Source organism: Bradyrhizobium sp. PMVTL-01, assembly GCF_051861855.1.
Taxonomy (GTDB): domain Bacteria; phylum Pseudomonadota; class Alphaproteobacteria; order Rhizobiales; family Xanthobacteraceae; genus Bradyrhizobium.
The window spans coordinates 6,250,059-6,275,682 of the sequence record NZ_CP193982.1 but is presented as its reverse complement, the minus strand read 5'-3'; the positions used below and the strand labels follow the sequence as shown (position 1 = coordinate 6,275,682).

General features: G+C 65.4%; 27 protein-coding genes. 18 read left to right on the top strand and 9 right to left on the bottom strand.

Annotated elements, in window-relative coordinates:
- The first annotated feature begins 87 nt into the window (after positions 1-87).
- The 16 genes from ACRQ5Q_RS30360 to ACRQ5Q_RS30285 all read left to right on the top strand — a co-directional run bounded on the left by ACRQ5Q_RS30360 (position 88) and on the right by ACRQ5Q_RS30285 (position 14,448).
- Positions 88-471, top strand: coding sequence for a hypothetical protein (locus tag ACRQ5Q_RS30360; protein ID WP_439374146.1), 384 nt, complete (start codon positions 88-90; stop codon positions 469-471).
- Positions 468-1,550 (top strand): PHA/PHB synthase family protein, encoded by a 1,083-nt coding sequence (locus ACRQ5Q_RS30355; protein WP_439393620.1) that lies wholly within the window; start codon positions 468-470, stop codon positions 1,548-1,550. The genes ACRQ5Q_RS30360 and ACRQ5Q_RS30355 overlap by 4 nt, the downstream gene beginning before the upstream one ends.
- Positions 1,547-2,140: a GNAT family N-acetyltransferase gene (locus ACRQ5Q_RS30350; protein ID WP_439374148.1), complete on the top strand. Its 594-nt coding sequence runs from the start codon at positions 1,547-1,549 to the stop codon at positions 2,138-2,140. Before ACRQ5Q_RS30355 ends, ACRQ5Q_RS30350 begins: the two co-directional genes overlap by 4 nt.
- 217 nt (positions 2,141-2,357) lie before the next feature.
- Positions 2,358-2,813 (top strand): phasin, encoded by a 456-nt coding sequence (locus tag ACRQ5Q_RS30345; RefSeq protein WP_439393618.1) that lies wholly within the window; start codon positions 2,358-2,360, stop codon positions 2,811-2,813.
- 202 nt (positions 2,814-3,015) lie between these two features.
- Positions 3,016-4,302, top strand: coding sequence for a DUF445 domain-containing protein (locus tag ACRQ5Q_RS30340; RefSeq protein WP_439393616.1), 1,287 nt, complete (start codon positions 3,016-3,018; stop codon positions 4,300-4,302).
- Positions 4,303-4,489: 187 nt separating this feature from the next.
- Positions 4,490-5,260, top strand: coding sequence for a lipase family alpha/beta hydrolase (locus tag ACRQ5Q_RS30335; protein ID WP_439393614.1), 771 nt, complete (start codon positions 4,490-4,492; stop codon positions 5,258-5,260).
- A gap of 229 nt (positions 5,261-5,489) precedes the next feature.
- The gene (gene paaX / locus ACRQ5Q_RS30330; protein WP_439393612.1) at positions 5,490-6,356 is read left to right on the top strand and encodes a phenylacetic acid degradation operon negative regulatory protein PaaX; all 867 of its coding nucleotides are present in this window, start codon (positions 5,490-5,492) and stop codon (positions 6,354-6,356) included.
- 76 nt (positions 6,357-6,432) lie between these two features.
- A complete protein-coding gene (gene paaA / locus ACRQ5Q_RS30325) occupies positions 6,433-7,428 on the top strand; it encodes a 1,2-phenylacetyl-CoA epoxidase subunit PaaA (protein WP_439393610.1) in 996 nt (331 codons plus the stop codon).
- 10 nt (positions 7,429-7,438) lie between these two features.
- A complete protein-coding gene (gene paaB, locus ACRQ5Q_RS30320; RefSeq protein ID WP_008136594.1) occupies positions 7,439-7,726 on the top strand; it encodes a 1,2-phenylacetyl-CoA epoxidase subunit PaaB in 288 nt (95 codons plus the stop codon).
- Complete coding sequence (gene paaC, locus ACRQ5Q_RS30315; RefSeq protein WP_439374153.1) at positions 7,726-8,502, top strand: 1,2-phenylacetyl-CoA epoxidase subunit PaaC; 777 nt, start codon at positions 7,726-7,728, stop codon at positions 8,500-8,502. Before paaB ends, paaC begins: the two co-directional genes overlap by 1 nt.
- A complete protein-coding gene (gene paaD / locus ACRQ5Q_RS30310) occupies positions 8,496-8,999 on the top strand; it encodes a 1,2-phenylacetyl-CoA epoxidase subunit PaaD (RefSeq protein WP_439393609.1) in 504 nt (167 codons plus the stop codon). The genes paaC and paaD overlap by 7 nt, the downstream gene beginning before the upstream one ends.
- 138 nt (positions 9,000-9,137) lie before the next feature.
- The gene (gene paaE / locus ACRQ5Q_RS30305; protein WP_439393607.1) at positions 9,138-10,220 is read left to right on the top strand and encodes a 1,2-phenylacetyl-CoA epoxidase subunit PaaE; all 1,083 of its coding nucleotides are present in this window, start codon (positions 9,138-9,140) and stop codon (positions 10,218-10,220) included.
- A gap of 51 nt (positions 10,221-10,271) precedes the next feature.
- Positions 10,272-10,721 carry a hydroxyphenylacetyl-CoA thioesterase PaaI gene (gene paaI / locus ACRQ5Q_RS30300; protein WP_439374156.1) on the top strand — a complete coding sequence of 150 codons (450 nt, stop codon included), beginning with the start codon at positions 10,272-10,274 and terminating at the stop codon, positions 10,719-10,721.
- Between the two features lie 41 nt (positions 10,722-10,762).
- Positions 10,763-12,094: a phenylacetate--CoA ligase PaaK gene (gene paaK, locus ACRQ5Q_RS30295; protein ID WP_439374157.1), complete on the top strand. Its 1,332-nt coding sequence runs from the start codon at positions 10,763-10,765 to the stop codon at positions 12,092-12,094.
- Positions 12,095-12,273: 179 nt separating this feature from the next.
- On the top strand, positions 12,274-13,278 hold the full coding sequence (locus tag ACRQ5Q_RS30290; protein ID WP_439393605.1) for a quinone oxidoreductase family protein: 1,005 nt from the start codon (positions 12,274-12,276) through the stop codon (positions 13,276-13,278).
- Positions 13,279-13,392: 114 nt separating this feature from the next.
- Positions 13,393-14,448 carry a YeeE/YedE family protein gene (locus tag ACRQ5Q_RS30285; protein ID WP_439374159.1) on the top strand — a complete coding sequence of 352 codons (1,056 nt, stop codon included), beginning with the start codon at positions 13,393-13,395 and terminating at the stop codon, positions 14,446-14,448.
- Here ACRQ5Q_RS30285 and ACRQ5Q_RS30280 read toward each other — a convergent pair.
- A complete protein-coding gene (locus ACRQ5Q_RS30280; protein WP_439393603.1) occupies positions 14,427-15,341 on the bottom strand; it encodes a DMT family transporter in 915 nt (304 codons plus the stop codon). The two genes, ACRQ5Q_RS30285 and ACRQ5Q_RS30280, sit on opposite strands and share 22 nt — an antisense overlap.
- A 101-nt stretch (positions 15,342-15,442) precedes the next feature.
- Between ACRQ5Q_RS30280 and ACRQ5Q_RS30275 the strand changes: the two genes are divergently transcribed.
- Positions 15,443-16,873 (top strand): PLP-dependent aminotransferase family protein, encoded by a 1,431-nt coding sequence (locus tag ACRQ5Q_RS30275; protein ID WP_439399905.1) that lies wholly within the window; start codon positions 15,443-15,445, stop codon positions 16,871-16,873.
- A 9-nt stretch (positions 16,874-16,882) separates the two neighbouring features.
- Here ACRQ5Q_RS30275 and ACRQ5Q_RS30270 read toward each other — a convergent pair whose 3' ends face one another.
- From ACRQ5Q_RS30270 to ACRQ5Q_RS30250, 5 genes are read right to left on the bottom strand one after another with little or no spacing between them, the layout of a single operon-like run.
- Positions 16,883-18,106, bottom strand: coding sequence for a bifunctional alpha/beta hydrolase/OsmC family protein (locus ACRQ5Q_RS30270; RefSeq protein ID WP_439393601.1), 1,224 nt, complete (start codon positions 18,104-18,106; stop codon positions 16,883-16,885).
- A gap of 25 nt (positions 18,107-18,131) precedes the next feature.
- The gene (locus ACRQ5Q_RS30265) at positions 18,132-18,791 is read right to left on the bottom strand and encodes a sulfite oxidase-like oxidoreductase (protein ID WP_439393599.1); all 660 of its coding nucleotides are present in this window, start codon (positions 18,789-18,791) and stop codon (positions 18,132-18,134) included.
- A gap of 3 nt (positions 18,792-18,794) precedes the next feature.
- A complete protein-coding gene (locus ACRQ5Q_RS30260) occupies positions 18,795-20,117 on the bottom strand; it encodes an MFS transporter (protein ID WP_439374163.1) in 1,323 nt (440 codons plus the stop codon).
- Positions 20,118-20,151: 34 nt separating this feature from the next.
- Entirely contained in the window at positions 20,152-21,372 is a 1,221-nt protein-coding gene (locus ACRQ5Q_RS30255) for a cytochrome P450 (protein ID WP_439393598.1), read from the bottom strand.
- A gap of 57 nt (positions 21,373-21,429) precedes the next feature.
- Complete coding sequence (locus ACRQ5Q_RS30250) at positions 21,430-21,639, bottom strand: ferredoxin (protein WP_063691226.1); 210 nt, start codon at positions 21,637-21,639, stop codon at positions 21,430-21,432.
- Between the two features lie 154 nt (positions 21,640-21,793).
- Here ACRQ5Q_RS30250 and ACRQ5Q_RS30245 point away from each other — a divergent pair, with 154 nt between their 5' ends.
- Positions 21,794-22,441 (top strand): TetR/AcrR family transcriptional regulator, encoded by a 648-nt coding sequence (locus ACRQ5Q_RS30245; protein ID WP_439393596.1) that lies wholly within the window; start codon positions 21,794-21,796, stop codon positions 22,439-22,441.
- On the opposite strand, the gene ACRQ5Q_RS30240 is transcribed toward ACRQ5Q_RS30245, so the two are convergent.
- The 3 genes from ACRQ5Q_RS30240 to ACRQ5Q_RS30230 all read right to left on the bottom strand — a co-directional run bounded on the left by ACRQ5Q_RS30240 (position 22,438) and on the right by ACRQ5Q_RS30230 (position 25,621).
- Positions 22,438-23,076: an aspartate/glutamate racemase family protein gene (locus ACRQ5Q_RS30240; protein ID WP_439393595.1), complete on the bottom strand. Its 639-nt coding sequence runs from the start codon at positions 23,074-23,076 to the stop codon at positions 22,438-22,440. The two genes, ACRQ5Q_RS30245 and ACRQ5Q_RS30240, sit on opposite strands and share 4 nt — an antisense overlap.
- Positions 23,077-23,248: 172 nt before the next feature.
- Positions 23,249-24,259, bottom strand: coding sequence for an amino acid ABC transporter substrate-binding protein (locus ACRQ5Q_RS30235; RefSeq protein WP_439374167.1), 1,011 nt, complete (start codon positions 24,257-24,259; stop codon positions 23,249-23,251).
- 12 nt (positions 24,260-24,271) lie between these two features.
- Positions 24,272-25,621, bottom strand: coding sequence for an aspartate aminotransferase family protein (locus tag ACRQ5Q_RS30230; protein WP_439393594.1), 1,350 nt, complete (start codon positions 25,619-25,621; stop codon positions 24,272-24,274).
- Positions 25,622-25,624 lie beyond the last annotated feature (3 nt).

Sequence of the window (25,624 nt, the reverse complement as noted above, 5' to 3'; positions counted from 1 at the left end):
GCCGCTTGCCGGTTGACCGGCCCCGCGCAACGGTGTGGTATGGCGAAAAAGAAGAGCATCGCAGCTCTCGATACCAGGAGGACGCCGATGACCGACAAGACCAACGACCCGGTCGCCATGTGGCAGAAGATGATGGGTGAGATGGAGAAGGGGTTCAACTCCTTCGCCAACCAGGCCATGTCCTCGCCGGAGTTTTCTCAAGCCCTGAACCGCGCGGGCGGCGTTGCTGCAGGTGCTCAGAAACAGGTCGGCGAGCTTATGGAGAAATATCTCGTTGCGATGAATCTGCCGAGCCGCGAGCAGGTGACGGGGCTTGCGGAGCGGCTGCAGTCGATCGAGGCCCAGGTCAGCGAGATGAAGTCGATGCTGAGCCAGATCGCGGCAAGTTCCGGAATCTCGCAAAGCTTCGATGCTGCGCCGCGGCCGCCGCGCACCAAGCGTCCGCCCGACGAAAACGGAGGACAGACATGAACGCGCAGGCGGGACTTGATTTCGCGTCCATCCCGGAGCGCATCCAGTCCGAGGTGCAGCGCGCGATCCAGCGCAGCATCAAGGGCGTCGAATATTTCTCGACCTCTGGCCCTTCGCTCGGCTCGACGCCCAAGGACGTGCTGCATTCGCGCGGCACCATGAGTCTCTATCACTACCGGCCGATGTCCGACGAGATCTACCGCGTGCCGGTGCTGATCGTGATGGCGACCACCAACCGCGGCTACATCCTCGACCTCGTGCCCGGCCAGAGCTTCATCGAGTTCTTGCTGAAGCGTGGCTACGACGTCTACATGCTGGACTGGAGCGCGCCGCGGCCGGAGGAGAAGAGCCTGCGGATGGAGGACTATGTCCTCGACTTCATCCCGGATTGCATCCGCCGCGTGCAGCAGGATTCGGGCGAGAAGGATGTCTCCGTCATCGGCTATTGCTTCGGCGGCGTGCTGTCGCTGCTCTACGGCTCGATCCACAAGGACGGGCCGATGAAGAACTTGATCTGCTTCACCACGCCGATCGATTTTCGCGAGATGAAGCTGTTCTCGAATTTCTCCGACCGCCGCTATTTCGACGTCGACCACCTCGTCGACAGCGTCGGCAACGTGCCGCCGGAGATGATCCTGTCCTCGTTCGAGATGCTGCGGCCGGCCTCACGCACGGTGAGCCAGATCCAGCTCTGGGAGAACATCTGGAACGACGAGTTCGTGAAGTCGTATCGGATGTTCGACCGCTGGGCGACCGACACGCTGCCGCTGGCCGGCGAATATTTCCGCACCATCACCAAGGACCTGATGTGGGACAACAAGCTGTTCAACGACCACATGTCAGTCGGTGGCCGCGAGGCGAAGCTCGAGAACATCAAGGTGCCGATCCTGCATGCCGTCGCAGAGCACGACCACATCGTGCCCTATGACGCCGCCAAGCACCTGATCGCCAAGATCGGCTCGGCGGACAAGGAAGAAGTGATGCTGAAGGGCGGTCACGTCTCGCTGGTCGCCGGCGCCAACGCCGTGAAGCGGCTGTGGCCGAAACTGGATTCCTGGCTGGGGAAGAGATCGACATGAGCGAGCAGCGTTTCTATCCGCGCCACGTCAAGACCGACGCCGGCGATATCGAGATCCGTTTGATGTCGCCAGCGGACGAGGCCGCGGTGCTGGCGTTCGGCAAGGGCCTGCCGACCCACGACCTGCTGTTCCTGCCGCGCAACATCAGCGAGCCCAAGGTGCTGTCGGCCTGGGTCAAGGAGATCGAGAGGGGGGCGATCACGAGCCTGCTCGCGGTCAGGGACGGCAAGGTCGTCGGCTGCGGCACGCTGGTCCGCGATCCGCACTCCTGGTCGCCCCATGTCGGCGAGATCCGGATGGTCATTTCGCCCGAGGTCCGCGGCCAGGGCGTGGGCAAGGCGCTCTCGCAGGAGACCTTTGCCCTCGCGCTTGGGGCGGGCCTGGAAAAGCTCTCGGTTCAGATGACCGTTGATCAGCAGGCGGCGATCGCCCTGTTCGAAAGCCTCGGCTTCAAGGCGGAGGCGCTGCTGCGGGACCATGTCCGGGACGTCGACGGAAAGACCCATGACATGGTCGTGCTCGGCCACAACATCGCGCAGGTCCAGGCCCAGATGGAGGCCTATGGGCTACCAGGCGCCGTCCAGGATTAAGAGCGCGTCCGCATTAGGTCCGGAACGGGCTGATCGCGGGGCTGGTTGGCTAGAGAGGCACCACGATGCCTTCCGCTGAGGCTGTTCACGATTTCGTGATATCGCAGTGCAATGAGAATATTGCGTTGCACAATTAGCGGTGCCATATAAGCCGTGCCCCGGGCCATGCGGACGGGGTGAGCCCATAGCTCAGACCAATGAGGATGGAGAGAACCCCATGACCACTGAAACCAACACCGCTTTCGAGGGCTTCAAGGACGCTTTCAAGAACATCCAGAACCTGGAAGTTCCCGAGGCCGCCCGCGAATTCGTCAAGAAGTCTGCCAACACCGCCAAGGACCGTGCGGCCGAGGTGTTCGCTGGCTCCGAGCGCGTGACCGCCGCCGTCGAGAACGCGGTGACCGAGTCCGTCACTGAAGCCGGCAAGATCAGCCGCAACATCCAGCAGGCGATCTACGAGGACGCCGAGGCGTTCTTCTCGGGCATCGACAAGCTCGCGTCCGCCAAGTCGGTCAGCGAAGCCGTCGAGATCCAGTCGAGCCTGCTCCGCGCCCGGGGCGAAGCTTTCGTCTCGCGCGCCAAGGCGACCGCCGACTATCTCGGCAAGCTCGCCGCCAACGGCGCGAAGTCCGCTCAGGACAACTTCGCCAAGGTCTACAACAAGACCGCCTGATCCGGCGCCCTGAGTAGAAACTGAATTTGAGGCCCGCTTCGGCGGGCCTTTGTTTTTTGTTTTGCGCCGCCGTCATTGCGACGAGCGCGCGACAAAATTGCGGAGCAATTTTTTTGCTGCCGACGAAGCAACCAGAGTCTTTTGACGGAGGCAGTCTGGATTGCTTCGCTTCGCTCGCAATGACGAGTACTGTGACGCAGCCATGAACGCACCCGCGACCTTCTCCTTCGACACCCCCGGCGACGCCGAACGTGCGGCCGAGCTGCGCCGCGTGAAGGCGCTGGCGACGCTGGTGCTGGCCTCGACGCTTCTGCTCTTCATCGTCGCGAAATGGCTGCTTCCCGTGCATCCCGTGTTCGGCTTCATCGCGGCCTTCGCGGAAGCCGCGACCATCGGTGGCCTCGCCGACTGGTATGCGGTCGTCGCGCTGTTCAAACGTCCGCTCGGCCTGCCGATCCCGCACACCGCGATCATCCAGAGCAACCAGGCCCGCATCGCCGACAAGCTCGGCGAATTCATCCAGGTGCATTTCCTCGAGGCCGGTCCCGTCGAGGCCAAGCTGAAGGAGATCGATTTCGGCTCCTTCGTCGCCGACTGGCTGCGCGACCGCAAGCGCAGCGATGACCTGGCGCGCTTCGCGCTGCGTCTGTTGCCGGAGGCCGTCTCCGCGACGGAAAGCTCCGGCCTGATGACCTTCATCATCCGCCGCATGTCCTCGCAGCTCGAGGCGATCGACCTCGCCCCGCTCGCGGCCGGTACGCTGCGCGGCTTCGTTGCGGAGGGGCGGCATCAGATCCTGTTCGACGATCTCCTGCGCGTGATGCACGAGACGCTGAACCAGAAAGAGACGATGGCGATGATCCGCGAGAAGGTGCGCGCAGAGTTGCCGACGCTGCTCAATCTCTATCGCGCCGACATGTTTCTGGTGAACAAGATCGTGGCCTCGGCCACGGCTTTCTTCAACGAGGTCCGCAGCGATCCCAGGCATCCGTTCCGCGGCGAGTTCGACCGCATGGTGCTGAGCTTCGTCGACCGGCTCGGCACCGACCAGGTCTATATCGACCGCATCGACGGCTTGAAGCGCGATCTGCTGGCGCGGCCGGAGCTTGCCGATCTCGCCCGCACCGTCTGGGCCAACACGCGCGCCTTCATCGAGCGCAGCGCGAGCGGCGAGACGCAGGTCCTGCAGCATCATCTCGCCGCCATGTTCGTCTCGGCAGGCGAGGCGCTTGCCGGCGATGCCGAGCTGCGGGGCGAGATCAACAAGGGCCTGGTGACGGTGCTGCGCAGCTTCGTCGCCGACCAGAAGAGCGGCGTCTCGACCTTCATCTCCGACCAGGTCAAGGCGTGGAATATGTCGCAGCTGATTTCGCTGATCGAAATCAACATCGGGCGTGACCTGCAATACATCCGTTTCAACGGGTCGTTGATCGGCGGGCTCGCCGGGCTCGCGCTCTACTCCGTAGAATTCCTGCTTCGATGGCTGTGACTTTTGCGTCACGCCGGTAGCATTAACGCGCGAGCCTATTGCCGGCCTTCGTCCCTACCGCTTGAATATGCGGAACCGGCCGCCTAGCTGATTCATGTTGCGCTGCGGAACGTTTGCGAAGCCGGCGTATTGGAATTCATGCCCATTTGCCGGCATCGCGGCCGGGGCCTTCTCAGGGGAAATGTTCATGACCACTACTGCCCAGACGCTGCGTCCGCCGTCCCGTACCCTGATGTTTCTGGAAGGGCGCGCGATCCACGAGTTCGGCGCATTCCTCGGCGCACTGCCGCTGCTGAGCCTCGCGCCGCGCGGGGACGGGCATCCGGTGCTGGTGCTGCCCGGCCTCGTCGCTTCCGATGCCTCCACGCGCGCGCTGCGCTCGTTCCTGACCAGCAAGGGCTATGCGGTGAGCGGCTGGCGTCAGGGCCGCAATTACGGCCTGCGCCCGGGCGTACAGCATGCGATGGTCGATCTGGTCGAGGAGCTCAGCGACACCCACGGCCGCAAGATCAGCCTGGTCGGCTGGAGCCTCGGCGGCGTCTATGCGCGCCAGCTCGCCAAGATGATGCCCGAGCGCGTGCGCCAGGTCATCACCCTCGGCAGCCCCTTCGCCGGTAATCCTCGTTCGACCAATGCTTGGCGTGTCTATGAATGGGCGAGCGGCCGCAAGGCCGACGAGGTCGATCCGCGCTTTGGCGGCGAGCTCGCCGTCCCGCCGCCGGTGCCGACCACCGCCATCTTCAGCCGTACCGACGGCGTCTGTGCCTGGCAGGGCTGTATGGAGAAGTCGGGCGCGCAGGCTGAGAGCATCGAGATCGAGAGCAGCCATTGCGGCATGGGCCATCATCCGGCGGCGGTGTACGCGGTCGCCGATCGGCTTGCCCAGAAGGAAGGCCAATGGCGGCCCTTCGACCGTAGCGGCTGGCGCAGCCTGGTTTATCCCGATCCGCACAGGTGATGTTCTTTCTTCACCTCTCCCCGCCTGCGGGGAGAGGTCGGATCGCACTTCCGATCCGGGTGAGGGGGACAGGTCTCACGTTCATCTCATTCGCGGGAGAAGCCCCTCCCCAACCCTCTCGGCGCGAGCGAAGCTCGTCGCGGCGCCCGTAAGAACGGGGAAAGGGAGAGTAGGACACCGTCGCTCCCGTCCATTGTCGCAGCCGCACCAAACGCGCTATGCCTCGCGCATGGCGCATCCGCTCTCCCGCATCATCGACCAGCTCAAGCGCGAACCTTCGCGCACAGGCTCCATCGTCATCACCGTGTTTGGCGACGCCATCGTGCCGCGCGGCGGCTCGGTGTGGCTCGGCACGCTGTTGGAGTTCTTCGAAAGCCTCGATATCGACAGTGGCGTCGTGCGCACCGCGATGTCGCGCCTTGCGGCCGACGGCTGGCTGACGCGCGAAAAGGTTGGCCGCAACAGTTTCTATCGCTTGGCCGGCAAGGGCCGGCAGACGTTCGAAGCTGCCACGCGCCACATCTACGATCCGCCGCCATCCGACTGGACCGGCCGCTTCGAACTGCTCCTGATCGGCAATGGCGAGGACCGCGACGTCTCGCGCGAGGCGCTGCGCAATGCCGGCTTCGGCAGTCCGCTACCGGGCGTCTGGGTTGCACCATCAGGCGTGCCGGTGCCGGAGGAGGCCGCGGGTGCGATCCGCCTCGAAGTCTCCGCGGAGGACGACAGTGGCCGCCGCCTGCTCAGCGCGAGCTGGCCGCTGGACCGCACCGCGGATGCCTATCTGAAATTCATGAAGACGTTCGAGCCGCTGCGCGCCGCGATCGGGCGCGGCACCGATCTGTCCGAGGCCGAGGCCTTCACCGCGCGCATCCTGCTGATCCATTATTACCGCCGCGTCGTGCTGCGCGATCCGCTGCTGCCCGAAAGCCTGCTGCCGGCGGATTGGCCGGGCAGGGCGGCGCGCGCGCTTTGCGGCGAGATCTATCGCGCGCTGCTTGCGCCGTCCGAGCAATGGCTTGACGGCCATGGAACCAATGAAAAAGGGCCGTTGCCCGCAGCCCGAAAACTCCTGGAACGACGGTTCGGCGCCTGATCATTATGTTACAGAAATATCTTGCATGGCGTAATTTTTGTTATATATTGCCTCCCAATAAAACGGGAGGACGCGCATGTACACCCAGGCGCTGAACACGGCGGCCGAGACCGACGATCGCGGTCTCGAGGACGCAGGCCGAGCTGCGCAATTCCAGGCCCGCATCGATGCCGAGGAGCGCATCGAGCCGAACGACTGGATGCCGACGGCCTATCGCAAGACGCTCACCCGCCAGATCTCCCAGCACGCCCATTCCGAAATCGTCGGCATGCTGCCCGAGGGCAACTGGATCACGCGCGCCCCGACCTTGCGCCGCAAGGCCGCGCTGCTCGCCAAGGTGCAGGACGAGTGCGGCCACGGGCTCTATCTCTATGCCGCCGCCGAGACACTCGGCTCCTCGCGCGAGGAACTGGTCGACGCGATGCTCGCAGGCAAGGCCAAGTATTCCTCGATCTTCAACTATCCGACGCTGACCTGGGCCGACATCGGCACGATCGGCTGGCTGGTCGATGGCGCCGCGATCATGAATCAGATCCCCCTGTGCCGCTGCTCCTACGGGCCCTACGCCCGCGCGATGATCCGCGTCTGCAAGGAGGAGTCCTTCCACCAACGCCAGGGATACGAGATCATGCTGACGCTGTGCCGCGGCTCGGACGAACAGAAGGCGATGGCGCAGGATGCGCTGAACCGCTGGTGGTGGCCGGTGCTGATGATGTTCGGTCCGCCCGACGCCACCAGCCAGCATAGCGACACCTCGACCAAGTGGAAGATCAAGCGCTTCTCCAATGACGAGCTGCGCCAGAAGTTCGTCGATGCCACCGTGCCGCAGGCGCAATATCTCGGTCTCACCATTCCCGATCCCGGCATGATGCGGGATGCCGACGGACACTGGCGCTATAGCGAGATCGACTGGGCGGAATTCAAGCAAGTGCTCGCCGGCAATGGCCCCTGCAATCGCGACCGCATCGCGGCCCGTCGCAAGGCACACGAGGACGGCGCCTGGGTGCGCGAGGCCGCCGCCGCTTATGCGGCGAAGCGTCAGCACCGCCGGACCGCGCAAGCCGCCGAATAGGGAGATCGATATGGCCACGCCGAACACGCCGCTGTGGGAAGTCTTCATTCGCAGCCGCAACGGGCTCGCGCACAAGCATGTGGGATCGCTGCATGCGAGCGACGCGACGATGGCGCTGCAGGCTGCCCGCGACATCTACACCCGCCGTGGCGAGGGCCTGTCGATCTGGGTCGTGCCGTCTACCGCGATCACAGCGAGCGATCCCGCCGAAAAGGGCATGATGTTCGAGCCGGCCGAATCGAAGATCTACCGGCACCCGACGTTCTACGAAGTGCCGGAAGAAGTGGGGCACATGTGATGCCGACTGCCAACATCCAGGTCTCCGAAACGCCGCTGGTCCTCTACGCGCTGCGTCGCGCCGACGATGCGCTGATCCTCGGTCACAGGCTGTCGGAATGGTGCGGGCATGCGCCGATGCTGGAGGAGGACATGGCTCTTTCCAACATCGCGCTCGACCTCATCGGCCAGGCGCGCGAGCTCTACACCTATGCCGCCACGGCCGAAGGCAAGGAGAACGACGAGGACAAGCTCGCTTACTTGCGCGACGTGCGCCAGTACCGCAACCTGTTGCTGGTCGAGCAGCCCAATGGCGACTTCGCGCAGACCGTGGTGCGGCAATTCTTCTATTCCGCTTTCGCTGACCTCTATTGGCGCGCGATGATGACATCGCGCGATGCGACGCTGGCGGCGATTGCCGCCAAGTCGGAGAAGGAGAGCGCCTATCACCTGCGTCACGCCGCGGAATGGATCATCCGGCTCGGCGACGGCACCGCCGAGAGCCACCGACGGGCGCAGGCCGCGATCGATCATCTCTGGGCCTTTACCGGCGAGATGTTTGCCGTCGATGACGGCGAGCGCGCGCTGATCCATGCGGGCATTGTCGTCGATCCCGGGAGCTTGCGCGGTCGCTGGCTGACGACGCTCTCGGACGTCGCCCGCGAGGCAACGCTCGCGCTGCCGCAGAACGACTGGATGCAGCAGGGCGGCCGCTCCGGCCGCCACAGCGAGCATCTCGGCCATCTCCTGTCGGAGCTGCAGTCGATGCAGCGGACTTTTCCGGGGCTGACATGGTGACGGCGGTCGATGACAACGCGGCGCTGCGCCGGCGCGCCTGGGATGCCGCCGCGAGCGTGGTCGATCCGGAAATCCCGGTGTTGAGCATTGCCGATCTCGGTGTGCTGCGTGATGTCGTTCTCGACGGCGATCATGTCGAAGTCGCGATCACGCCGACCTACTCGGGCTGCCCGGCCATGAACATGATCGCGCTCGAAATCGAGGTCGCGCTGGAGCGCGCCGGTTTCCATCATCCGAAAGTGCGCACCGTGCTGTCGCCGGCCTGGACCACCGACTGGATGAGCGAGGAGGGCCGCGAGAAGCTGCGCGCCTACGGCATCGCCCCGCCGCAAGGCTCGAGCTCGCGCCGCGCCCTGTTCGGCGAACAGGCGGTCGCGTGCCCGCAATGCGGCTCGGACAAGACCGAGCTGCTGTCCGAATTCGGCTCGACCTCCTGCAAGGCGCTGTGGCGCTGCAAGGCCTGCCGCGAACCTTTTGACTATTTCAAGTGCCATTGAGAGACGCACGATGCCAACGCCATCGTCATTGCGAGCGCAGCGAAGCAATCCAGACCGTCTCCGCAGCGACAGTCTGGATTGCTTCGTCGCAGGGGCTCCTCGCAATGACGGCGGTGAGACCAATGTAGGACGCCTGTAATGTCAGCAGCCGCACCGCGCTTCCATCGCCTCGTCGTCAGCGATCTCCGCCGCGAGGCCTCCGACGCCGTCTCGATGACGTTTGCCATTCCCGGCGAACTCGCCGACGACTACGCCTTCACGCCCGGCCAGTACCTGACGCTCCGCACCATGCTGGACGGCGAAGAGGTGCGCCGCTCCTACTCCATCTGTTCCGGTCCCGACGATGGCGAGATCCGCATCGCCGTGAAGAAGGTCGATGGCGGCGCGTTTTCGAACTGGGCGGCCGAAGATCTCAAATGCGGCGACGAGCTCGATGTGATGACGCCGACCGGGCGCTTTGGTGTGGTCCCGCCCGCCAACGCCGGCCGCATTCATGTCGGCTTCGCCGCAGGCTCCGGCATCACGCCGATCTTGTCGATCGTGAAGGGTGTGCTCGCGCGCGAGCCGGAGAGCCGCTTCTTCCTGTTCTACGGCAACCGCACCACCGACAACATCATGTTCCTCGAAGCGCTCGAGGAGCTGAAGGACCGCTTCATCGATCGCCTCTCGATCTTCCACGTCATCTCCGGCGAGCACCAGGACATCCCGATCCTGCATGGCCGGCTCGATGGCGAGAAGGTGAGGGTGCTGCTCCGCTCGCTGGTGCCGGCGGGAAGCGTCGATCACGTCTTCATCTGCGGTCCATCAGGCATGAGCGAGGAGATCGAGGCGACCTGCCGCGATCTCGACATCGCGGACGAGCGCATTCACGTCGAGCGTTTCGTCTCGGAGTTCGGCGGCAAGCCGCGGCCGAAGAAGGCCGTTGCGCCCGACGCGCCGCCAAAGGCGATCGCTTCGCTGATCATTGACGGCAAGCGCCGCGACGTGCCGGTCGCCGAGGACGAGGCCATCCTCGATGCCGCACTGCGGGCGGGGGTCGATCTGCCCTTCGCCTGCAAGGGCGGCATGTGCTCGACCTGCCGCGCCAAGCTGGTCGCGGGCGAGGCGCCGATGGACATCAACTATTCGCTGGAACCCTGGGAGCTGAGGGCCGGCTTCGTCCTGACCTGCCAGGCCAAGCCGTCCACGGAGCGGGTCGTCGTCGATTACGACCATGTTTGACAGTGTTGTCCAACCAGCAGAACATTGCGTGCAAACAGCCGGGAGAAGCGCGTGAACGTCAAAGCCGCCCTGTCGCCTGAGGATATCGCCCGGGCCTGCGCCGACGCGATGTGGGCCGAGGACGATGCCTCCAAAGGTCTCGGCATGGAGATCGTCGAGATCGGCCCGGGCTTTGCGACGCTCGCGATGACGGTGCGGCCGGACATGGTCAACGGCCAGCGCATCGCCCATGGCGGCTTCATCTTCACCCTCGCCGATTCCGCCTTCGCCTTTGCCTGCAACTCGCACAATGAACGCGTGGTGGCGGCGCAGGGGCAGATCACCTTCATCAAGCCAGGCAGGCTCGGCGACCTCCTCGTAGCGAAGGCGCGGGAGATCACCCGTGGTGGCCGCTCAGGCATCTACGACGTGCGTGTCACGGCGGGCGACGCCGTCATCGCCGAATTCCGCGGGCACTCGCGCGTCATTCCCGGCACGTGGCTGCCGGCGCAAGATCAATAAGACCAAAAAAGAAAAGATCAAACCAATGTGGGGAAACGAAGATGGCTCTGACGAGGCGCAAGGAAGGTGCCAGCAGCTATAGTGCCGAGATGGATGCGCATGAGCGCGCATCGCGCGACGAGATCATGGCGCTGCAGACGCAGCGGCTGGCCTGGTCGCTGAAGCACGCCTACGACAACGTCGCGCATTACCGCAAGGCGTTCGACAAAGCCGGCGTTCATCCGTCCGACTTTCGCGAGCTCTCCGATCTCGCAAAATTTCCCTTCACGGTGAAGACGGACCTGCGCGACAACTATCCCTTCAACATGTTCGCCGTGCCGCGCGAGAAGCTGGTGCGGGTGCATGCCTCCTCCGGCACGACCGGCAAGCCGATCGTGGTCGGCTACACGCAACGCGACATCGACACCTGGTCCGAGGTGATGGCGCGCTCGATCCGCGCCGCCGGCGGCCGCACCGGCATGATCATCCACAATGCCTACGGCTACGGGCTCTTCACCGGCGGGTTAGGGGTGCACTACGGTGCCGAAAGACTCGGCTGTACGGTGGTGCCGATCTCCGGCGGCATGACCGAGCGGCAGGTCCAGCTGATCAACGATTTCCGGCCCGACATCATCACGGTGACGCCGAGCTACATGCTCGCGATTCTCGACGAATTCAAGCGCCAGAAGCTGGATCCGCGCCAGTGCTCGCTCAAGGTCGGCATTTTCGGCGCCGAGCCCTGGACCAATGCGATGCGCGGCGAGATCGAGGACGCCTTCGACATGGACGCGACCGACATCTATGGCCTCTCCGAGGTGATCGGACCCGGTGTCGCGCAGGAGTGCATCGAGGGCAAGGACGGCCTGCACATCTGGGAGGATCATTTCTACCCCGAAGTGATCGATCCGCAGACGGGTGCGGTGCTGCCGGACGGTGAGAAGGGCGAGCTGGTCTTCACCTCGCTCACCAAGGAAGCCTTTCCGGTGATCCGCTATCGCACCCGCGACCTGACGCGGCTGCTGCCGGGCACGGCGCGGCCGGGCATGCGGCGCATGGAGAAGGTCACTGGACGCTCGGACGACATGATCATCCTTCGCGGCGTCAACCTGTTCCCGACCCAGATCGAGGAGGTGCTGCTCGCGACCGATTGGTGCGGCGGGCACTTCATTCTGGAACTCACTCGCGAGGGCCGGATGGACGAGCTGACCATCATCGCCGAGGCGCGGCCCGAGAGCTGGGATGGCCGTGGGCTCGTCGATCATGCGGACCGGATCGCGACCCACATCAAGAACACGATCGGTGTCAGTTCGAAGGTTCAGGTGGTTGCGCCGGCCACGCTGGAGCGCTCGCTCGGCAAGGCCAAGCGGCTCTACGACAAGCGGCCAAAGGATTAGCTCTCACCCCCTCATGGTGAGGAGCGCCGAAGGCGCGTCTCGAACCATGAAGGGCCAGGATGTTGCAGTGGGAGCCTTCATCCTTCGAGACGCCGCTTCCGCGGCTCCTCAGGATGAGGGGAGGTTGACTTGGCCGGCCCCAAAGGCGACAAGGCCCGCGAGAAATCGCGGGTCTTTTCATGTCGCCAGCCGATGCCAAAACCGTCGAAGCGCGCTGTGTGCGCCTCAACGCTAAGGCTGAAAACGCCGCGGCGCTTGCACCTGGCGTCGAGCGCCAGACGCTCACGCGCGGTCCGAACGATCTCCTGATCGAGGTGAAGGCGGCCGCCGTCAATCCCTCCGACGTCAAGGCCGCGACCGGCCTGATGCCCTATGCCGTGTTCCCCCGGACCCCCGGCCGCGACTACGCCGGCGTGGTGATCGACGGGCCCGCGGGCACAATAGGGCGCGAAGTGTTCGGCTCCTCGGGCGATCTCGGCATACGCCGCGACGGCACCCACGCAACCCATCTCGTCGTCGAAGCCGATGCGGTCGTGGAGAAGCCCAACACGGTCTCCTGGGAGGAGGCTGCCGGTATCGGCGTGCCCTTCGTCACCGCGATGGAAGGCTTTCGCCGCGCCGGCGTGCCGGAGAGCGGCCAGACCGTGCTGGTGTTCGGCGTCAATGGCAAGGTTGGCCAGGCCGCGGTGCAGATCGCGACCTGGCAGGGCGCGCGCGTCATCGGCGTGGTGCGCAAAGCGGAAGCTTATGAAGGCCACGCCAATGCTCCCATTGAGGTGATCGACGCGTCCGACGTCGACGTCGCGACGCGCGTGCGCGAATTGACCGGCGGCAAGGGCGCCGACATCGTTTTCAACACTGTCGGCGATCCCTATTTCCAGGCTGCGCACAAGTCGCTCGCCTTGCGCGGCCGCCAGATCCTGATCGCCGCGATCGACCGCATCGTGCAGTTCAACATCCTCGAATTCTACCGGGGCCAGCACACCTATGTCGGCATCGATACGCTCGGCCTGTCCTCCGCCGCGACGGGCGCGGTGCTGCGCGACCTCGGGCCGGGCTTTGCGAGCGGGCATCTCGAGCCGTTTCCGATCAAGGCGAATGCCGTCTATCCGCTCGAGCGCGCCAAGCAGGCGTACGTCGCCGTCGCTGGCTCCTCGCGCGACAGGGTGATCCTGAAACCATGAAGCTCGTCATTGCGAGCGCAGCGAACCAATCCAGAGTCTTTCCGCGGAGGCAGACCGGATTTGCTTCGCTGCGCTCGCAATGACGGAGAATGGCGAGAGGTCTGAGAACAACCGATGGAATCCACCCAGCTCGTCATTCTCGCGGGTCTCGCCATCGGCCTCGTCTACGGCGCCGTGGGGCTGCTCAGCGGCTTCTGCCTGATGAGCAGCATGCGCGGCTTTCTGGCGGAGGGCGACGGGCGGCTGGTGCGCACCTATGCGCTGGCAATCGCGGTCGCGATCGCCGCGAGCCAGTTGCTTGCCGGCATTGGCATGGTCGATCTCGGCAAGTCGATCTACCTGCAGCCGTCGTTTTCGCCGGCGGTGCTGTTCCTCGGCGGCCTGCTGTTCGGCTACGGCATGGTGCTGTCGAACGGCTGCGGCTCGCGCGCGCTGGTGCTGCTCGGGCGCGGCAATCTTCGCTCGTTCGTCGTCGTGATCGTGCTGGCGATTGCTGCGCAGATGACGCTCAAGGGCCTGATCGCACCGGCGCGCATTGCGCTGGTCCAGGCCTCGCAAACCACCCTCAGCGGAAATTCGCTGCCGTCCGTCCTGGCGACACTCGGTCTGACGGACGTGCTTTCGCGCGCGCTTGCCGCTGCGGCGATTGTCGTCGCGCTCGTCCTGTTCGCTTTCGCCCATCCGGCGTTCCGCCGCTCGCCCGGCCAGATCGCAGCGGGCATCATCGTGGGCCTCCTCGTCGCCGGCGGCTGGTACGTCACCGGCTGTCTCGGTGCCGACGACTTCAACCCGGTCCCGGTGACCTCACTTACGTTCATCGCGCCGATCGCGGACGCGCTGCAATACGCCATGCTCTCGACCGGCCTGACGCTGAATTTCGGCATTGCGACCGTTGCCGGTGTCTTCGCCGGCAGTCTGGTGACGGCGCTTGCGACGGGCCGCTTCAAGCTCGAAGGTTATTCATCGCCACGCCACATGCTGCGCTCGGGCATCGGGGCTGCGCTGATGGGGATCGGCGGCGTGATGGCGTTCGGCTGCTCGATCGGGCAGGGGCTCACCGGCGTGTCGACGCTCGCGCTTGGTTCGTTCGTTGCGCTCGCCGGTATCCTGCTCGGCACGGCGGCGGGTCTGCGCGGTGCGTTGCGGGTTCAGCCGCTCGCAGTGGCCTGACCGCGCAGCAACCGGTCGCCGAGCGTCGCAAGACCGATGCCGGTGACGATCAGCCCGGCCGCGACGGCGAGGCTCATGTCGATCGGCTCGCCGAGCAGGATCGCCGCGCTGGCGATGCCGATGAGCGGGGTTCCGGTGGTGCCGAGCGAGGTCGTCAGGGCCGAGATGCTCTTGTTCACCATCGACATCGCCCAATAGGCCAGCGCTGTCCCGATCAGGCCGGAGTACAGGAACAGCAGCGCGAGGCTCCACGACCATTCTGCCTGCGGCAGGCCGTCCGTGACCACCGCCAATCCTGTCAGCACGACCGTGGCGACGAGCACCTGCCAGATCAGGAGCTGGAGCGGGGAGCCGATCCAGCGGTGCGCGCGGATGTAGATGATGTTGGCGGCCCAGGAGATCGCGGCGAGGATGACCATTCCGGCGCCGAGCACGACGTTCGCATTGGTCCAGTCGATGGACGCAGGGTTCAGGATCACGAAAAGGCCGATCAGCCCGAGCAAGGCGCCGCCGAGCTTTGGTGAGGTCAGCGTATCCTTCCCCAGCAGGGGCGCGGCGATCGCGACCCAGAGCGGCGTGGTGTAGCCGAGCACGATCGCCTTGCTCGCGGGCAGGAAGCGCACACCAGCCGCGACCAGGACCGAGAATATCGTCATGTGCAGCAGCGCCACGCTCAGGACCACGGGAATGTCGCGCCGCTCCGGGATCACCAGGTTCTTGCTGAGTCCGAGGATCACGAACAATCCGGCCAGCGCGATCCAGCTCCGGATCGCTGACGTCCACAATGGCGGAAGGAACTGGACGATCTGCTTCGTCACCGACCAGTTCACACCCCAGGCCAGCACGACGATGAGGAACAGGCCGACGGCCGCGCGGGGGGACAGGGAGTTCATCGCGGAGGTCCTTGAAGCAGTTCGGTGCGGCGGATAGCATCCCGCCTGGCACCTGAAAAAGTGCCAGATCGGAAAAGAACAAGGTGCCAGTTTCCGAGGCCATGCTCGCGGGCCTGATCGAACTGAAGCGGGCCGACGAGGAGGGGCTGGCGGCGCAGCTGACAGCGCAGCTCCGACGGCTGATTGCGAGCGGTCGCCTCGGCAGAGGCCGTGCGCTGCCGTCGAGCCGCCGGCTCGCGAGCGATCTCGGCGTGTCCCGCAACACTGTTACTTATGCCTTCGAGCAACTTGCCGCAGAGGGATATCTCGAAGCGTCGCACGGGCGGCGCCCTGTGGTGACGATCGACGGCGGCGACCGCATCGAAGGGGCGGGCGCAGTCACATCGAGCCCACGCTCCGCCATGCCGCGGCTCTCGCCCTGGGCCTCAAAGCTCCGGCAGACCGACTGGCCGATGTCCTATCAGGCACCGCTAAAGCCCTTGCGTCCGGGGCATGGCGATGCGAGGGAGTTTCCGAACGAAATCTGGGGACGCTGCCTGCGCCGCAGCGCCATAGGGGCAGCCAGGCGCGAGCTCGGACCGGTCAACCGGCCGCGCCTGCGCGAGGCGCTGGCGCATTACCTCGCGACCAGCCGAGGCGTTCGCGCCGCGGCGGAGCAGATCCTGATCCTGCCGAGCGCGCAGGCCGCGCTCATGTTGATCGCGGCTGTCGTCCTCACGCCCGGCGACGAGGTCTGGGTCGAGGATCCCGGCTATCCCGGTGCCGCGGCCGCCTACCGCGCGTCAGGCGCGCGCGTGAGCGGCATCAGGCTGGACGAGCAGGGAATGCAGGGGATGCCGGAGCCCGCAGCGCCAAAACTGATCTTCATGACGCCATCGCACCAGCATCCGACTGGGCGGCTGATGTCGCTGGCCCGCCGCACCGAGTTTCTCAGGGCAAGCATGCCCGGCAGGACCTGGATCGTGGAAGACGACTACGATGGCGAGTTCCACTACGACAGCCGGCCGGTGCCGGCGTTGCAGGGCCTCGATTCCCACGGCCGCGTGCTCTATGTCGGCACCTTCTCGAAGGCGATGACGTCGGATATCCGGCTCGGCTATCTCGTCGCGCCGCCGGCATTGGTCAGTATTTTGGAGATCGCACAGCGCCATATCGGGCTGATCGCGTCCAGCCATATCCAGGAGGCGCTGGCCGAGTTCATCGCGGATGGCCATTTCCTCGCGCATCTGCGCCGGATGCGCCGGCTCTATCACGCGCGCCGCGATCATCTCGTGGAGGGGCTGGAGCGCCATCTCGGCGAAGTGCTCTCGGTCGAGGTACCCTCCGGCGGCATCCAGCTCGTGGCGCGCCTCAAGCGCGGTCGTGCCGATCAGGCGGCGGTCAAACGGCTGGTCGAGGCGGGCGTTGTCACGCGAGCCCTGTCCAGCCTGGCGGTCGGCAAGCCGCGCGATCACGGCCTGCTGCTCGGCTTTGCCGCGTGGCGCGAGAGCGAGATCAGCGCGGCGGTGCGGACGATGGCATCGTGTTTCTAGGCCGCCTCTTCAGTCCACCGCGTTGGTCACGATGCGGATCTCCGATGTCAGTGTCCGGTGCACCGGGCACTTGTCGGCGATCTCCATCAGCTTCTTGCGCTGCTCGGCATCGAGTGCGCCGTCGATCGCGATGTCGCGCTCGATCTGGTCGAGCATGCCCTCGCGGGTTTCGCACTCCGCGCAGTCCTTGGCGTAGATCTTCGAGTGCTTCAGCGTGACCGTGACGCGGTCGAGCGGCAGCGACTTGCGGTCGGCATAGAGGCGCATGGTCATCGAGGTGCAGGCCCCGAGGCCAGCAAGCAGGAAGTCATAGGGGCCGGGGCCGGCATCCTCGCCGCCGGCCGCCTTCGGCTCGTCCGCCACCAGATGATGCGGGCCGACGGTGACAAGCTGGTTGAATTTGCTCTTGCGGGTCTCCTGCACCAGGACCTTCCGCGGTTCCTCGGGGAGATCCATCGCTCTTGCGGGTTTTGCGGTGTCGATGTAGCGGCTCGCCCAGGCCGCCATCACGTCGGCCGCGTAGAGCGCATCGGCTGGCCTGGTCAGGAGATGATCGGCGTGGTCGAGCGAGACGAAGCTCTTGGGGTGCTTGGCCGCAACGAAAATCTTGGTCGCGTTGTCGATGCCGACGGTGTCGTCGACAGGCGAGTGCATCACCAGCAGCGCCCTGTGCAGGCCCGCGATATCCTTCATCAGCTGGTGCTCGACGATGTCGTCGAGGAATTCGCGCCTGATCCGGAACGGACGCCCTGCGAGCGAGACTTCGACCTCGCCCTGCGTGCGGAGGTTGTCGATGTGCTCCTTGAACAGGCCGGTGACGTGGGCGGGATCAGAGGGCGCCGCGATGGTGGCCACCGCTCTTGCCTCGGCAATCATTCCGGCAGCGGCAAGGACAGCGGCGCCGCCGAGGCTGTGGCCGATCAGGAGCGACGGCGCCTTGCGCACGCTCCGCAGATGATCGGCCGCGTGCACGAGATCGGCTACGTTGGAGGAAAAGGTCGAATTGGCGAAATCACCCTCGCTGGAGCCGAGCCCGGTGAAATCGAAGCGCAGCACCGCGATGCCCCTGGCCGCGAGGGCGACCGAGATGCGCTTGGCCGCAAGCGTATCCTTGCCGCAGGTGAAACAGTGCGCGAACAGCGCGTAGGCGGCGGGCTCGCCGTCGGGCAGCTCGAGCGCGGCCGCAAGCTGATGGCCGCCTTCGCCGGTGAACTGAAAGCGTTCCGTGGGCATGGGTTTCCCCCGTTCTGTTCGAAGTCTAGTCGCCCGAATAGCGCTGCTCGGCCCAAGGATCGCCGCGGTTATGATAACCGCGGACTTCCCAGAAGCCCGGCGCGTCCTCGGTCAGGAATTCGATGGCCTGGAGCCATTTGGCGCTCTTCCAAAAATAAAGATGCGGCACCACCAGCCGCACCGGGCCGCCATGCTCCTCCGTCAGCGGCTGACCGGACCAGCGATGCGCGAGCAGGGCATCTTCGGCGGCGAAGTCTTCCAGCGCGAGGTTGGTCGTGTAGCCGTCGTAGGAATGCAGCACCACGAAGCGGGCATCCTCGCGCGGCCGGCAGAGGGCGAGCAGCTCGCGCGTGGCGAGGCCTTCCCATTCATTGTCGTAGCGGGACCAGGTCGTCACGCAGTGGATGTCGGAGGTGAACTGGACCTGCTTCTGCGCCGTGAACTCGGCGAAGGACCAGAACACGGGAGCGTCGACCGCGCCGTAGACGTCCAGCCGCCAGCGCTCGCGTGATACCGGCGGCATGACCCCGAGATCGAGCACCGGCCAGTCCTTGGTGAGGTGCTGGCCAGGCGGCAGGCGCTGGTCTTCCGGCCGCGTCACCTTGCCGGTGAGGAAGCGGCCTTCGCGCGCCCATTTCTCCTTGGTGCGCGTCAGCTTGCTGTCGGGCGGCTCGTCGTCGGTCATGGGCTACTCGTGGCGATGCATTGCGGAAGCGTGCTTGGTGTCGCGCATGGTGGAATAGATGATCAGGGACAGGCAGATGATGCCGGCAAGATAGTAATAGAACCAGTCCTCGTGCCCGATGCTCTTGAAGTAGAGCGCGATCGCCGGCGCTGTGCCGCCGAAGATCGAGACCGTGATCGCATAGGGCAGGCCGACGCCGAGCGCGCGGACATTGGTCGGGAATAGCTCGGCCTTCACCACGGCGTTGATCGAGGTATAGCCGGCGACGAACAGCCAGGCGCAGCAGATCAGGATGAACACCATGAAGGGCGATTTGGTCTCCTTCAGCGCCGTCAACAGCGGAACGGTTGCGAGCGTGCCGGCGACACCGAAGAAGATCAGCAGCGGCTTGCGCCCGATCCTGTCCGAGATCGCCCCGTAGATCGGCTGCAGGATGGTGGCGAAGATCAGCGTGCCGAAGATCACGAGCGTGGTCTGGTCCTCGGTCAGCCCGACCGAGAGTTTTACGAAGGTCTGCATGTAGGTGGTGAAGGTGTAGAACGCCGCGGTGCCGCCGGCGGTGAGGCCGACCACCAGCAGCAGCTCGCGTGGATAGCGCAGCAAATTGGTGATCGAGCCGGTCGGCTTCACCACCTTCTTGGCTTCCTCGAACGCCTCTGTCTCGTGCAGGCCGCGCCGCATCACCGCGGCAAAGATCGCGAGCGCCGCACCGATCGCGAATGGGATGCGCCAGCCCCAGGCCTTCAGCTCCTCCGGCGTCAGGAACACCTTCTGCAGGAGCAGCAGCACAATGATCGCGGTGAGCTGGCCCCCGATCAACGTGACGTACTGGAAGCTGGAATAGAAGCCGCGATGCCGGGGATCGGCAACTTCACTCAAGTAAGTGGCGCTGGCTCCGTATTCGCCGCCAAGGCTTAAGCCCTCGATCACGCGCGCGACCGCCAGGATGGCCGGGGCGGCAAGACCGATCGAGGCATAGGTCGGCGTCACCGCGATGATCAGTGAACCGAAGCACATGAAGACGACGGACAGCGTCAGCGAGATCCGGCGCCCGAAATGGTCGGCGAGATAGCCGAAGAACCAGCCGCCCAGCGGACGCATCAGGAAGGTCGCCGCGAACACCACGGCGACGTTCAGTTGCTGGACGACGGGATCGTTGCCGGGGAAGAAGGCGGGGGCGAAGTACAGCGCGAACGCGGTGTAGGCGTAGAAATCATACCATTCGACGAGATTGCCGATCGAGCCGATGAAGATCGCCTTGATGCGGCGTTCGGCGTCGGCAATGTCGAAGTGCTCGGAGGCCGGCTTGATTGCTTGGTCTGTCATCGCCAGCCTCCCGGGACATTTGCTTGTCTGCAGGCTACATCGCCTTTCCCAGCAGAAATGGCAACTGCCGGGGGCCTCTGACCGTGCCTTGCGACCAGGTCACGGTGCCTGCCGGATCGAGGCGGAAATCGGGAATCCGCTTCAGCCACTCCTCCAGCGCAACCTGCATCTCCATTCGCGCAAGATTGGAACCGACGCAGCGGTGGATGCCGAGGCCGAAGGCGGCGTGGCGGTTCTCCCGGCGGTCGATCACGACTTTGTCAGCGTCGGGAAACATTTTGGGATCGCGGTTGGCGGCCGGGAAGGACAGCAGCACCATGTTGCCCGCCTTGACCGGGCAGCCCGAGATCGTGGTTTCCTTGACCACCTCGCGGGCCATGGTCACCGGCGAATAGGCGCGCAGTAGCTCCTCCACGGCGGTGGGGATCAGGGCGGGCTCTGCGATCAAGCGCTCGCGGTCGGCCGGTGTCCGGGCGAGGTGCCAGAGCGAGGAGCCGATCGCGCTCCAGGTGGTGTCGATGCCGGCGATCAGCAGCAGGCGCAACGATCCCAGCACGTGGGCCTCCTCCAGCGGCTGGCCTTCCTTGTCCTTGGCGTTCATCAGATAGGAGATGAGATCGTCGGTTGGCCTGGATCTGCGCTCCTCGACATGCGTCCTGAAGTAGTCACTCATCTCGTGCACAGCCTGGAGCAGCATATTTTCGTCCTTGATGCCGAGCTCGAGGATCATGTGGATCCAGTTGATGAAGAGTTCGCTGTCGCTCTCTGGAATGCCGAGCATGTGCGCGATGGCCTGGACCGGGATGTATTTGCTGTAGCGCGCGGCGGCGTCGACCTTGCCGTCGGCGATGAACCCGTCGATCAGCTCGTTGCAGATCGCGCGCATCCGTGGTTCCAGCTTCTTCATCGCATCCGGCGTGAACGGCGGCAGCAGGAGCTGCTTGGCCGGCTTGTGCACGGGCGGATCGGAGGTGATCGGAGGGGCGGCGTTCCTGGCAATCTCCGGCCGCACGTCGCGGACGATGATGCGGCGCGAGGAGAAATGCTCGGTGTCGTTGGCAATCTCGCGCACCGCCTCGTAGGTCGTCGGCATGTAGCAGCCGAGGAATCGCTCGGTGTGCACGACCGGGCTTGCGGCGCGGAGCTCATCCCAGATCGGAAACGGATCGTCCGTCCATTGCGGGTCGGTATGGTCGAAATCATTGACCCAGTCGGTGACGGGGGGATGGGCGACAGGCTGGCTGACGTCGGACATCTCGAAAGATCCCTTGGGGTTCGTGTTCGCTGAATGCAGGTGCAACCGGATGCCGCCCTATTCCTCGATCACATCGATTGCGATTTCCGGGCAGTTGGATTTGGCAAGCCACGCCTTGTCTTCGAGGCCGGGCGGGACCGTGCCGTCGCCGGCTTCGCGGGCATTGCCGTATTCGTCGAGCTCGAACAGCTCCGGCGCCAGCGCCTTGCAGCGGGCGTGGCCCTGGCATTTGTCGGGATCGACGTGAACCTTCAGTCGCTCTGCCATCGCGGCGTCCTCGGTCGTTTGCGCGAGCGCGAAGGCGGCCCGCGTTCCTCATGTCAATTTTATCGGCGGCACTAGCTGCTCGCCTTAAGTTATACGCTATTACATTCGCGGCAGGCTTCCCCTGTCAAGCGCAAACTTATAGGTTTGGCGCAGGATGCGTTCCCAACTCGTTCGTAAACCGGAGAAGACCTACCACCATGGCGACCTCCGCGACGCCCTGATAAAGGCCGCGTTGCGCGAGGCGGAACTGGGCGGTGCGGAAGCGATCAGCATCAAGGCATTGGCGAAACAGCTCGGCGTCTCGCAGCCGGCGCCGTATCGGCACTTTGCCGACCGTGAGGCCTTGCTTGCGGCGGTGACGGCGGAGGCGTTCCGGCAGCTCAGTGCGATCCTGCGCGAGGCGATGGCAAAGCCGTCGAAGCAATCAAAGCTGTCGCGGCTGGCGAAGGCAATGCTCGATTTCGGCCTGCGCCGCAACGGCATCTACCGCCTGATGTTCGCATCCCGCACCCTCTCCCGCGCGGCCAAGGGCAGCGAGTTGCACGCGGCGACGCGCGAGACGTTTGGGCTCGTGATCGAGGCCCTGGAGGCGCCGGCGGTCGGCTATTTGCGCGAACGGCAGGCACTCAAGATCTGGGCGGCGCTGCATGGCGTGGTGATGCTGGCCGAGCAGGGCCTGTTCACCGGCGAAGCCGCGCATGCCACGCGCGAGGAGCTGGTCGAGGATTTTGTCAATGAGACGAAGACGGCACTGACCGCTGCGATCAAGGACGCGCGGCGGCAAAAAAAGGCCGGCGCTTAAGCCTTCGCCTGCAGCAGTTTGATCAGCTTGTCGACAGCGCTATCGGGCGTGGTCACGACGGGGCGACCGGTGGCTTCCGCGACCAGCGGCGCCGTCGCCGCGATGCTGAACTGCGCCAGGGCGACGACGTCGCAATCGCGTAAGTCGCGCGCGGCTTCCGCGATCAGCCGGTCGTGGGTGGCGCGATCGCCGCGGTCGAGCGCGGCCAGCGCGCCTTCGGCGAGTTTCGGCACGACCTGGACCGAGGCGGGGAATTCCGGCGGCATCGAGACCAGCGTCGGCCGGAAGGTCGAGAGCAGGCCGATCCGCTTGCCCATCGTCACCGCGCGCTCGATCATGGCTTCGTTCGGCTTCAGGACCGGCATCGGCGCATGCGCGCGCGCCACCGCCTCGATGCAAGGACCGAACGCAGAGCAGGTGAACAGGATCCCATTGGCTCCCGTTGCCGCAGCGTAGTCGCCGAGCGCGAGGAAACGCTCGGTCATGGCATCGGTGAGCTGGCCGTCGCGCGCGAGATCCGCAGACAGGCTGTCGTCGAGCAGGTTCATCAGCCGCACCTCGGGCCACGCCGTCGCGAATGCCGCCTCGATCGGGGCGATGGAGTGCTTGAGGGCGTGGATGAGGGCGATGCGCATGTGTTCGATGCTTCTTCTCCCACTCCCCGTTCTTACGGGGAGGGTCGGGGTGAGGGGCTCTATCCGCACAAAAGGTGAGAATTGGACTCGCGGAGAGTACCTCTCACCCGACCGCTGCGGGGTCGACCTCTCCCCGCGAGCGGCCCGCGAGCGGGGAGAGGTGAAGCACCGTCTACTTGAACGGCACCGCGTACATCAAGCCGCCCTTGTTCCAGAGGCCGTTGAGCCCACGGTCGAGCTTGAGCGGGCTCGCCTTGCCGACGTTGCGCTCGTAGATCTCGCCGTAATTGCCGGTGGCCTTGATCGCCGTGACCAGCCATTTGTTGTCGAGCCCGAGCCGCGAGCCGAGGTCGCCGGTGGCGCCCAAGAGGCGCTGGATCGCCGGCGTCTGCGACTTCGTCATCTCCTCGACATTGGCTTGCGTGACGCCAAGCTCCTCGGCCTCGATCAGGCCGTAATGAAGCCAGGTGATGATGTCGCTCCAGACCTCGTCGCCGTTGCGGGTGAAGGGCCCGAGCGGCTCCTTGCTGATGGTTTGCGGCAGCACGACGTAGTCGGCCGGGTTCGGCGCCGCGGTCGTAACCGCGCCGGCGAGCGCGGAGGCGTCCTGGGTCATGGCATCGCAGCGGCCGCCGAAGAAGGTCTGGTACATGGTGTCGACGCGGTCGAACACCAGCGGCTTCCAGTCGATGCCGTTGGCGCGGCCGTAATCGCCGAGCGTGACCTCGTGCGTGGTGCCCTGCGCGACGCAGACGGTGGCGCCCTTGAGGTCCTTCAGCTCCTTCACGCCGAGGTCTTTCTTCACGACGAAGCCCTGGCCGTCGTAGAAGTTGATCGGGCCCTGCCGCAGGCCCAGCGTCACGCCGCGCAAGTATGTCTGCGTCGAGTTGCGGTAGAGCACGTCGATCTCGCCCGATTGCAGCGCGGTGAAGCGGTTCTGCGCCGTCAGCGAGACGTAGCGCACCTTGCTGGGATCGCCGAGCACGCCGGCTGCGAGTGCGCGACAATAGTCGACGTCGAGGCCTTTGTAGTTGCCCTGCGAGTCCGGCGCGGAAAAGCCGGCAAAGCCGGCGCTGACGCCGCACACCAGCATGCCGCGGCTCTTCACCGTGTCGAGCGTCGCCGCGTGTGCAACAACCGTCGATGCTGCGAGCACGCCCGCTGCGATAACCACGTTCCTCATACTACTCTCCCCTCAATGATTGACACTACGCAACACGTTGTCGACGGCCGTGCCGAGCTTGTCGACGATCTGGTCGATCTCATCCGCCGAGGCGATATAGGGTGGTGCCAGCAGCACGTGATCGCCGCGGATGCCATCCACGGTGCCGCCGCCAGGATAACACCCGAGCCCGTTGGCGAAGGCTTCGGCCTTGATCTTCTGATGCAGCTTGAGCGCGGGATCGAACGAAGCGCGGCTCGCACGATCGGCGACCAGCTCGATCGCCCAGAACAGCCCGCGGCCCCTGATGTCGCCGACATGGCGGTGGTTGCCGAAGCGCTCAGTCAGGCGCTGCTCGAGCTGCCGGCCGCGTTCCTTGACGCGGTCGAGCAGGCCGTCCTCGCGGATCACATCCTGCACTGCGAGTGCGGCGGCGCAGGCTAGCGGGTGGGCGAGGTAAGTATGGCCGTGCTGGAATGCGCCCGAGCCGGAGCGGATGATGTCGATGATCTTGCCGCTCGCGAGCATCGCGCCGATCGGCTGGTAGCCGCCGCCGAGCCCCTTTGCGATCGCCTGGATGTCCGGCGCGACGCCTTCCTGTTCCCAGGCGTGCGTCGTGCCGGTGCGGCCCATGCCGCTCATGACCTCGTCGAGGATCAGCAGCGCGCCATGGCGGTCGCAGATCTCGCGTATCGCTTTGAAGTAACCGTCCGGTGCGGTCACCGCGCCGGCCGTGGCGCCGACGACGGGCTCGGCGAGGAACGCCGCAACGGTATCAGGACCAAGCCGCTGGAACTCGGCTTCGAGGTCCGCGGCCAGCCGCGCCACGAACTGCGCGTCGGATTCATGCTCGTGCTTCTCGTGATAGGCGAAGGCCGGCGTCACATGGCTGAACGCGGCCGAGAGCAGCGGCGCGTAGGGCGCACGGCGCCAGGCATTGCCGCCGGCGGCGAGCGCGCCGAGCGTATTGCCGTGGTAGCTCTGCCGCCGGGCGATGAAATGCTGCCGTTGCGGCTCGCCGCACTCGATGAAATATTGCCGCGCCAGCTTGATGCTGGCCTCGATCGCTTCCGACCCGCCGCTGACGAAATAGGCGTAGGCGAGGCCACCCGGCTCGTGCCCGACCAGCCTCTCGGCCAGCGCCTCGGCCGGGCCGGAGGAGAAGAAGGCGGTGTGGGCATAGGCGAGCGTCGAGGCCTGTTTCGCCATCGCCGCGATCACGCGCGGATGCTGGTGGCCGAGGCAGGAGACTGCGGCCCCGCCGGAGGCGTCGATCACGCGGCGGCCGTCCTCCGCAAACAGATAGACGCCTTCGCCGCCGATCGCCGTGGGGGGCTTTTCGCGCAGCGAGCGATGCAGCACGCGGCTGGTGCAAGTGGTCATGGG

Coding starts and splice junctions, on each gene's coding strand:
- ACRQ5Q_RS30290 (WP_439393605.1), top strand. CDS start 12,274: ATGTCGCCAGCCGATGCCAAAACCGTCGAAGCGCGCTGTGTGCGCCTC.
- paaA (WP_439393610.1), top strand. CDS start 6,433: ATGTACACCCAGGCGCTGAACACGGCGGCCGAGACCGACGATCGCGGT.
- ACRQ5Q_RS30260 (WP_439374163.1), bottom strand. CDS start 20,117: ATGACAGACCAAGCAATCAAGCCGGCCTCCGAGCACTTCGACATTGCC.
- ACRQ5Q_RS30250 (WP_063691226.1), bottom strand. CDS start 21,639: ATGGCAGAGCGACTGAAGGTTCACGTCGATCCCGACAAATGCCAGGGC.
- ACRQ5Q_RS30230 (WP_439393594.1), bottom strand. CDS start 25,621: ATGACCACTTGCACCAGCCGCGTGCTGCATCGCTCGCTGCGCGAAAAG.
- ACRQ5Q_RS30275 (WP_439399905.1), top strand. CDS start 15,443: ATGCTCGCGGGCCTGATCGAACTGAAGCGGGCCGACGAGGAGGGGCTG.
- paaK (WP_439374157.1), top strand. CDS start 10,763: ATGGCTCTGACGAGGCGCAAGGAAGGTGCCAGCAGCTATAGTGCCGAG.
- paaB (WP_008136594.1), top strand. CDS start 7,439: ATGGCCACGCCGAACACGCCGCTGTGGGAAGTCTTCATTCGCAGCCGC.
- ACRQ5Q_RS30270 (WP_439393601.1), bottom strand. CDS start 18,106: ATGCCCACGGAACGCTTTCAGTTCACCGGCGAAGGCGGCCATCAGCTT.
- ACRQ5Q_RS30265 (WP_439393599.1), bottom strand. CDS start 18,791: ATGACCGACGACGAGCCGCCCGACAGCAAGCTGACGCGCACCAAGGAG.
- ACRQ5Q_RS30235 (WP_439374167.1), bottom strand. CDS start 24,259: ATGAGGAACGTGGTTATCGCAGCGGGCGTGCTCGCAGCATCGACGGTT.
- ACRQ5Q_RS30280 (WP_439393603.1), bottom strand. CDS start 15,341: ATGAACTCCCTGTCCCCCCGCGCGGCCGTCGGCCTGTTCCTCATCGTC.
- paaC (WP_439374153.1), top strand. CDS start 7,726: ATGCCGACTGCCAACATCCAGGTCTCCGAAACGCCGCTGGTCCTCTAC.
- paaX (WP_439393612.1), top strand. CDS start 5,490: ATGGCGCATCCGCTCTCCCGCATCATCGACCAGCTCAAGCGCGAACCT.
- ACRQ5Q_RS30360 (WP_439374146.1), top strand. CDS start 88: ATGACCGACAAGACCAACGACCCGGTCGCCATGTGGCAGAAGATGATG.
- ACRQ5Q_RS30350 (WP_439374148.1), top strand. CDS start 1,547: ATGAGCGAGCAGCGTTTCTATCCGCGCCACGTCAAGACCGACGCCGGC.
- ACRQ5Q_RS30240 (WP_439393595.1), bottom strand. CDS start 23,076: ATGCGCATCGCCCTCATCCACGCCCTCAAGCACTCCATCGCCCCGATC.
- ACRQ5Q_RS30335 (WP_439393614.1), top strand. CDS start 4,490: ATGACCACTACTGCCCAGACGCTGCGTCCGCCGTCCCGTACCCTGATG.
- ACRQ5Q_RS30285 (WP_439374159.1), top strand. CDS start 13,393: ATGGAATCCACCCAGCTCGTCATTCTCGCGGGTCTCGCCATCGGCCTC.
- ACRQ5Q_RS30245 (WP_439393596.1), top strand. CDS start 21,794: ATGCGTTCCCAACTCGTTCGTAAACCGGAGAAGACCTACCACCATGGC.
- paaE (WP_439393607.1), top strand. CDS start 9,138: ATGTCAGCAGCCGCACCGCGCTTCCATCGCCTCGTCGTCAGCGATCTC.
- ACRQ5Q_RS30345 (WP_439393618.1), top strand. CDS start 2,358: ATGACCACTGAAACCAACACCGCTTTCGAGGGCTTCAAGGACGCTTTC.
- ACRQ5Q_RS30340 (WP_439393616.1), top strand. CDS start 3,016: ATGAACGCACCCGCGACCTTCTCCTTCGACACCCCCGGCGACGCCGAA.
- ACRQ5Q_RS30255 (WP_439393598.1), bottom strand. CDS start 21,372: ATGTCCGACGTCAGCCAGCCTGTCGCCCATCCCCCCGTCACCGACTGG.
- paaD (WP_439393609.1), top strand. CDS start 8,496: ATGGTGACGGCGGTCGATGACAACGCGGCGCTGCGCCGGCGCGCCTGG.
- ACRQ5Q_RS30355 (WP_439393620.1), top strand. CDS start 468: ATGAACGCGCAGGCGGGACTTGATTTCGCGTCCATCCCGGAGCGCATC.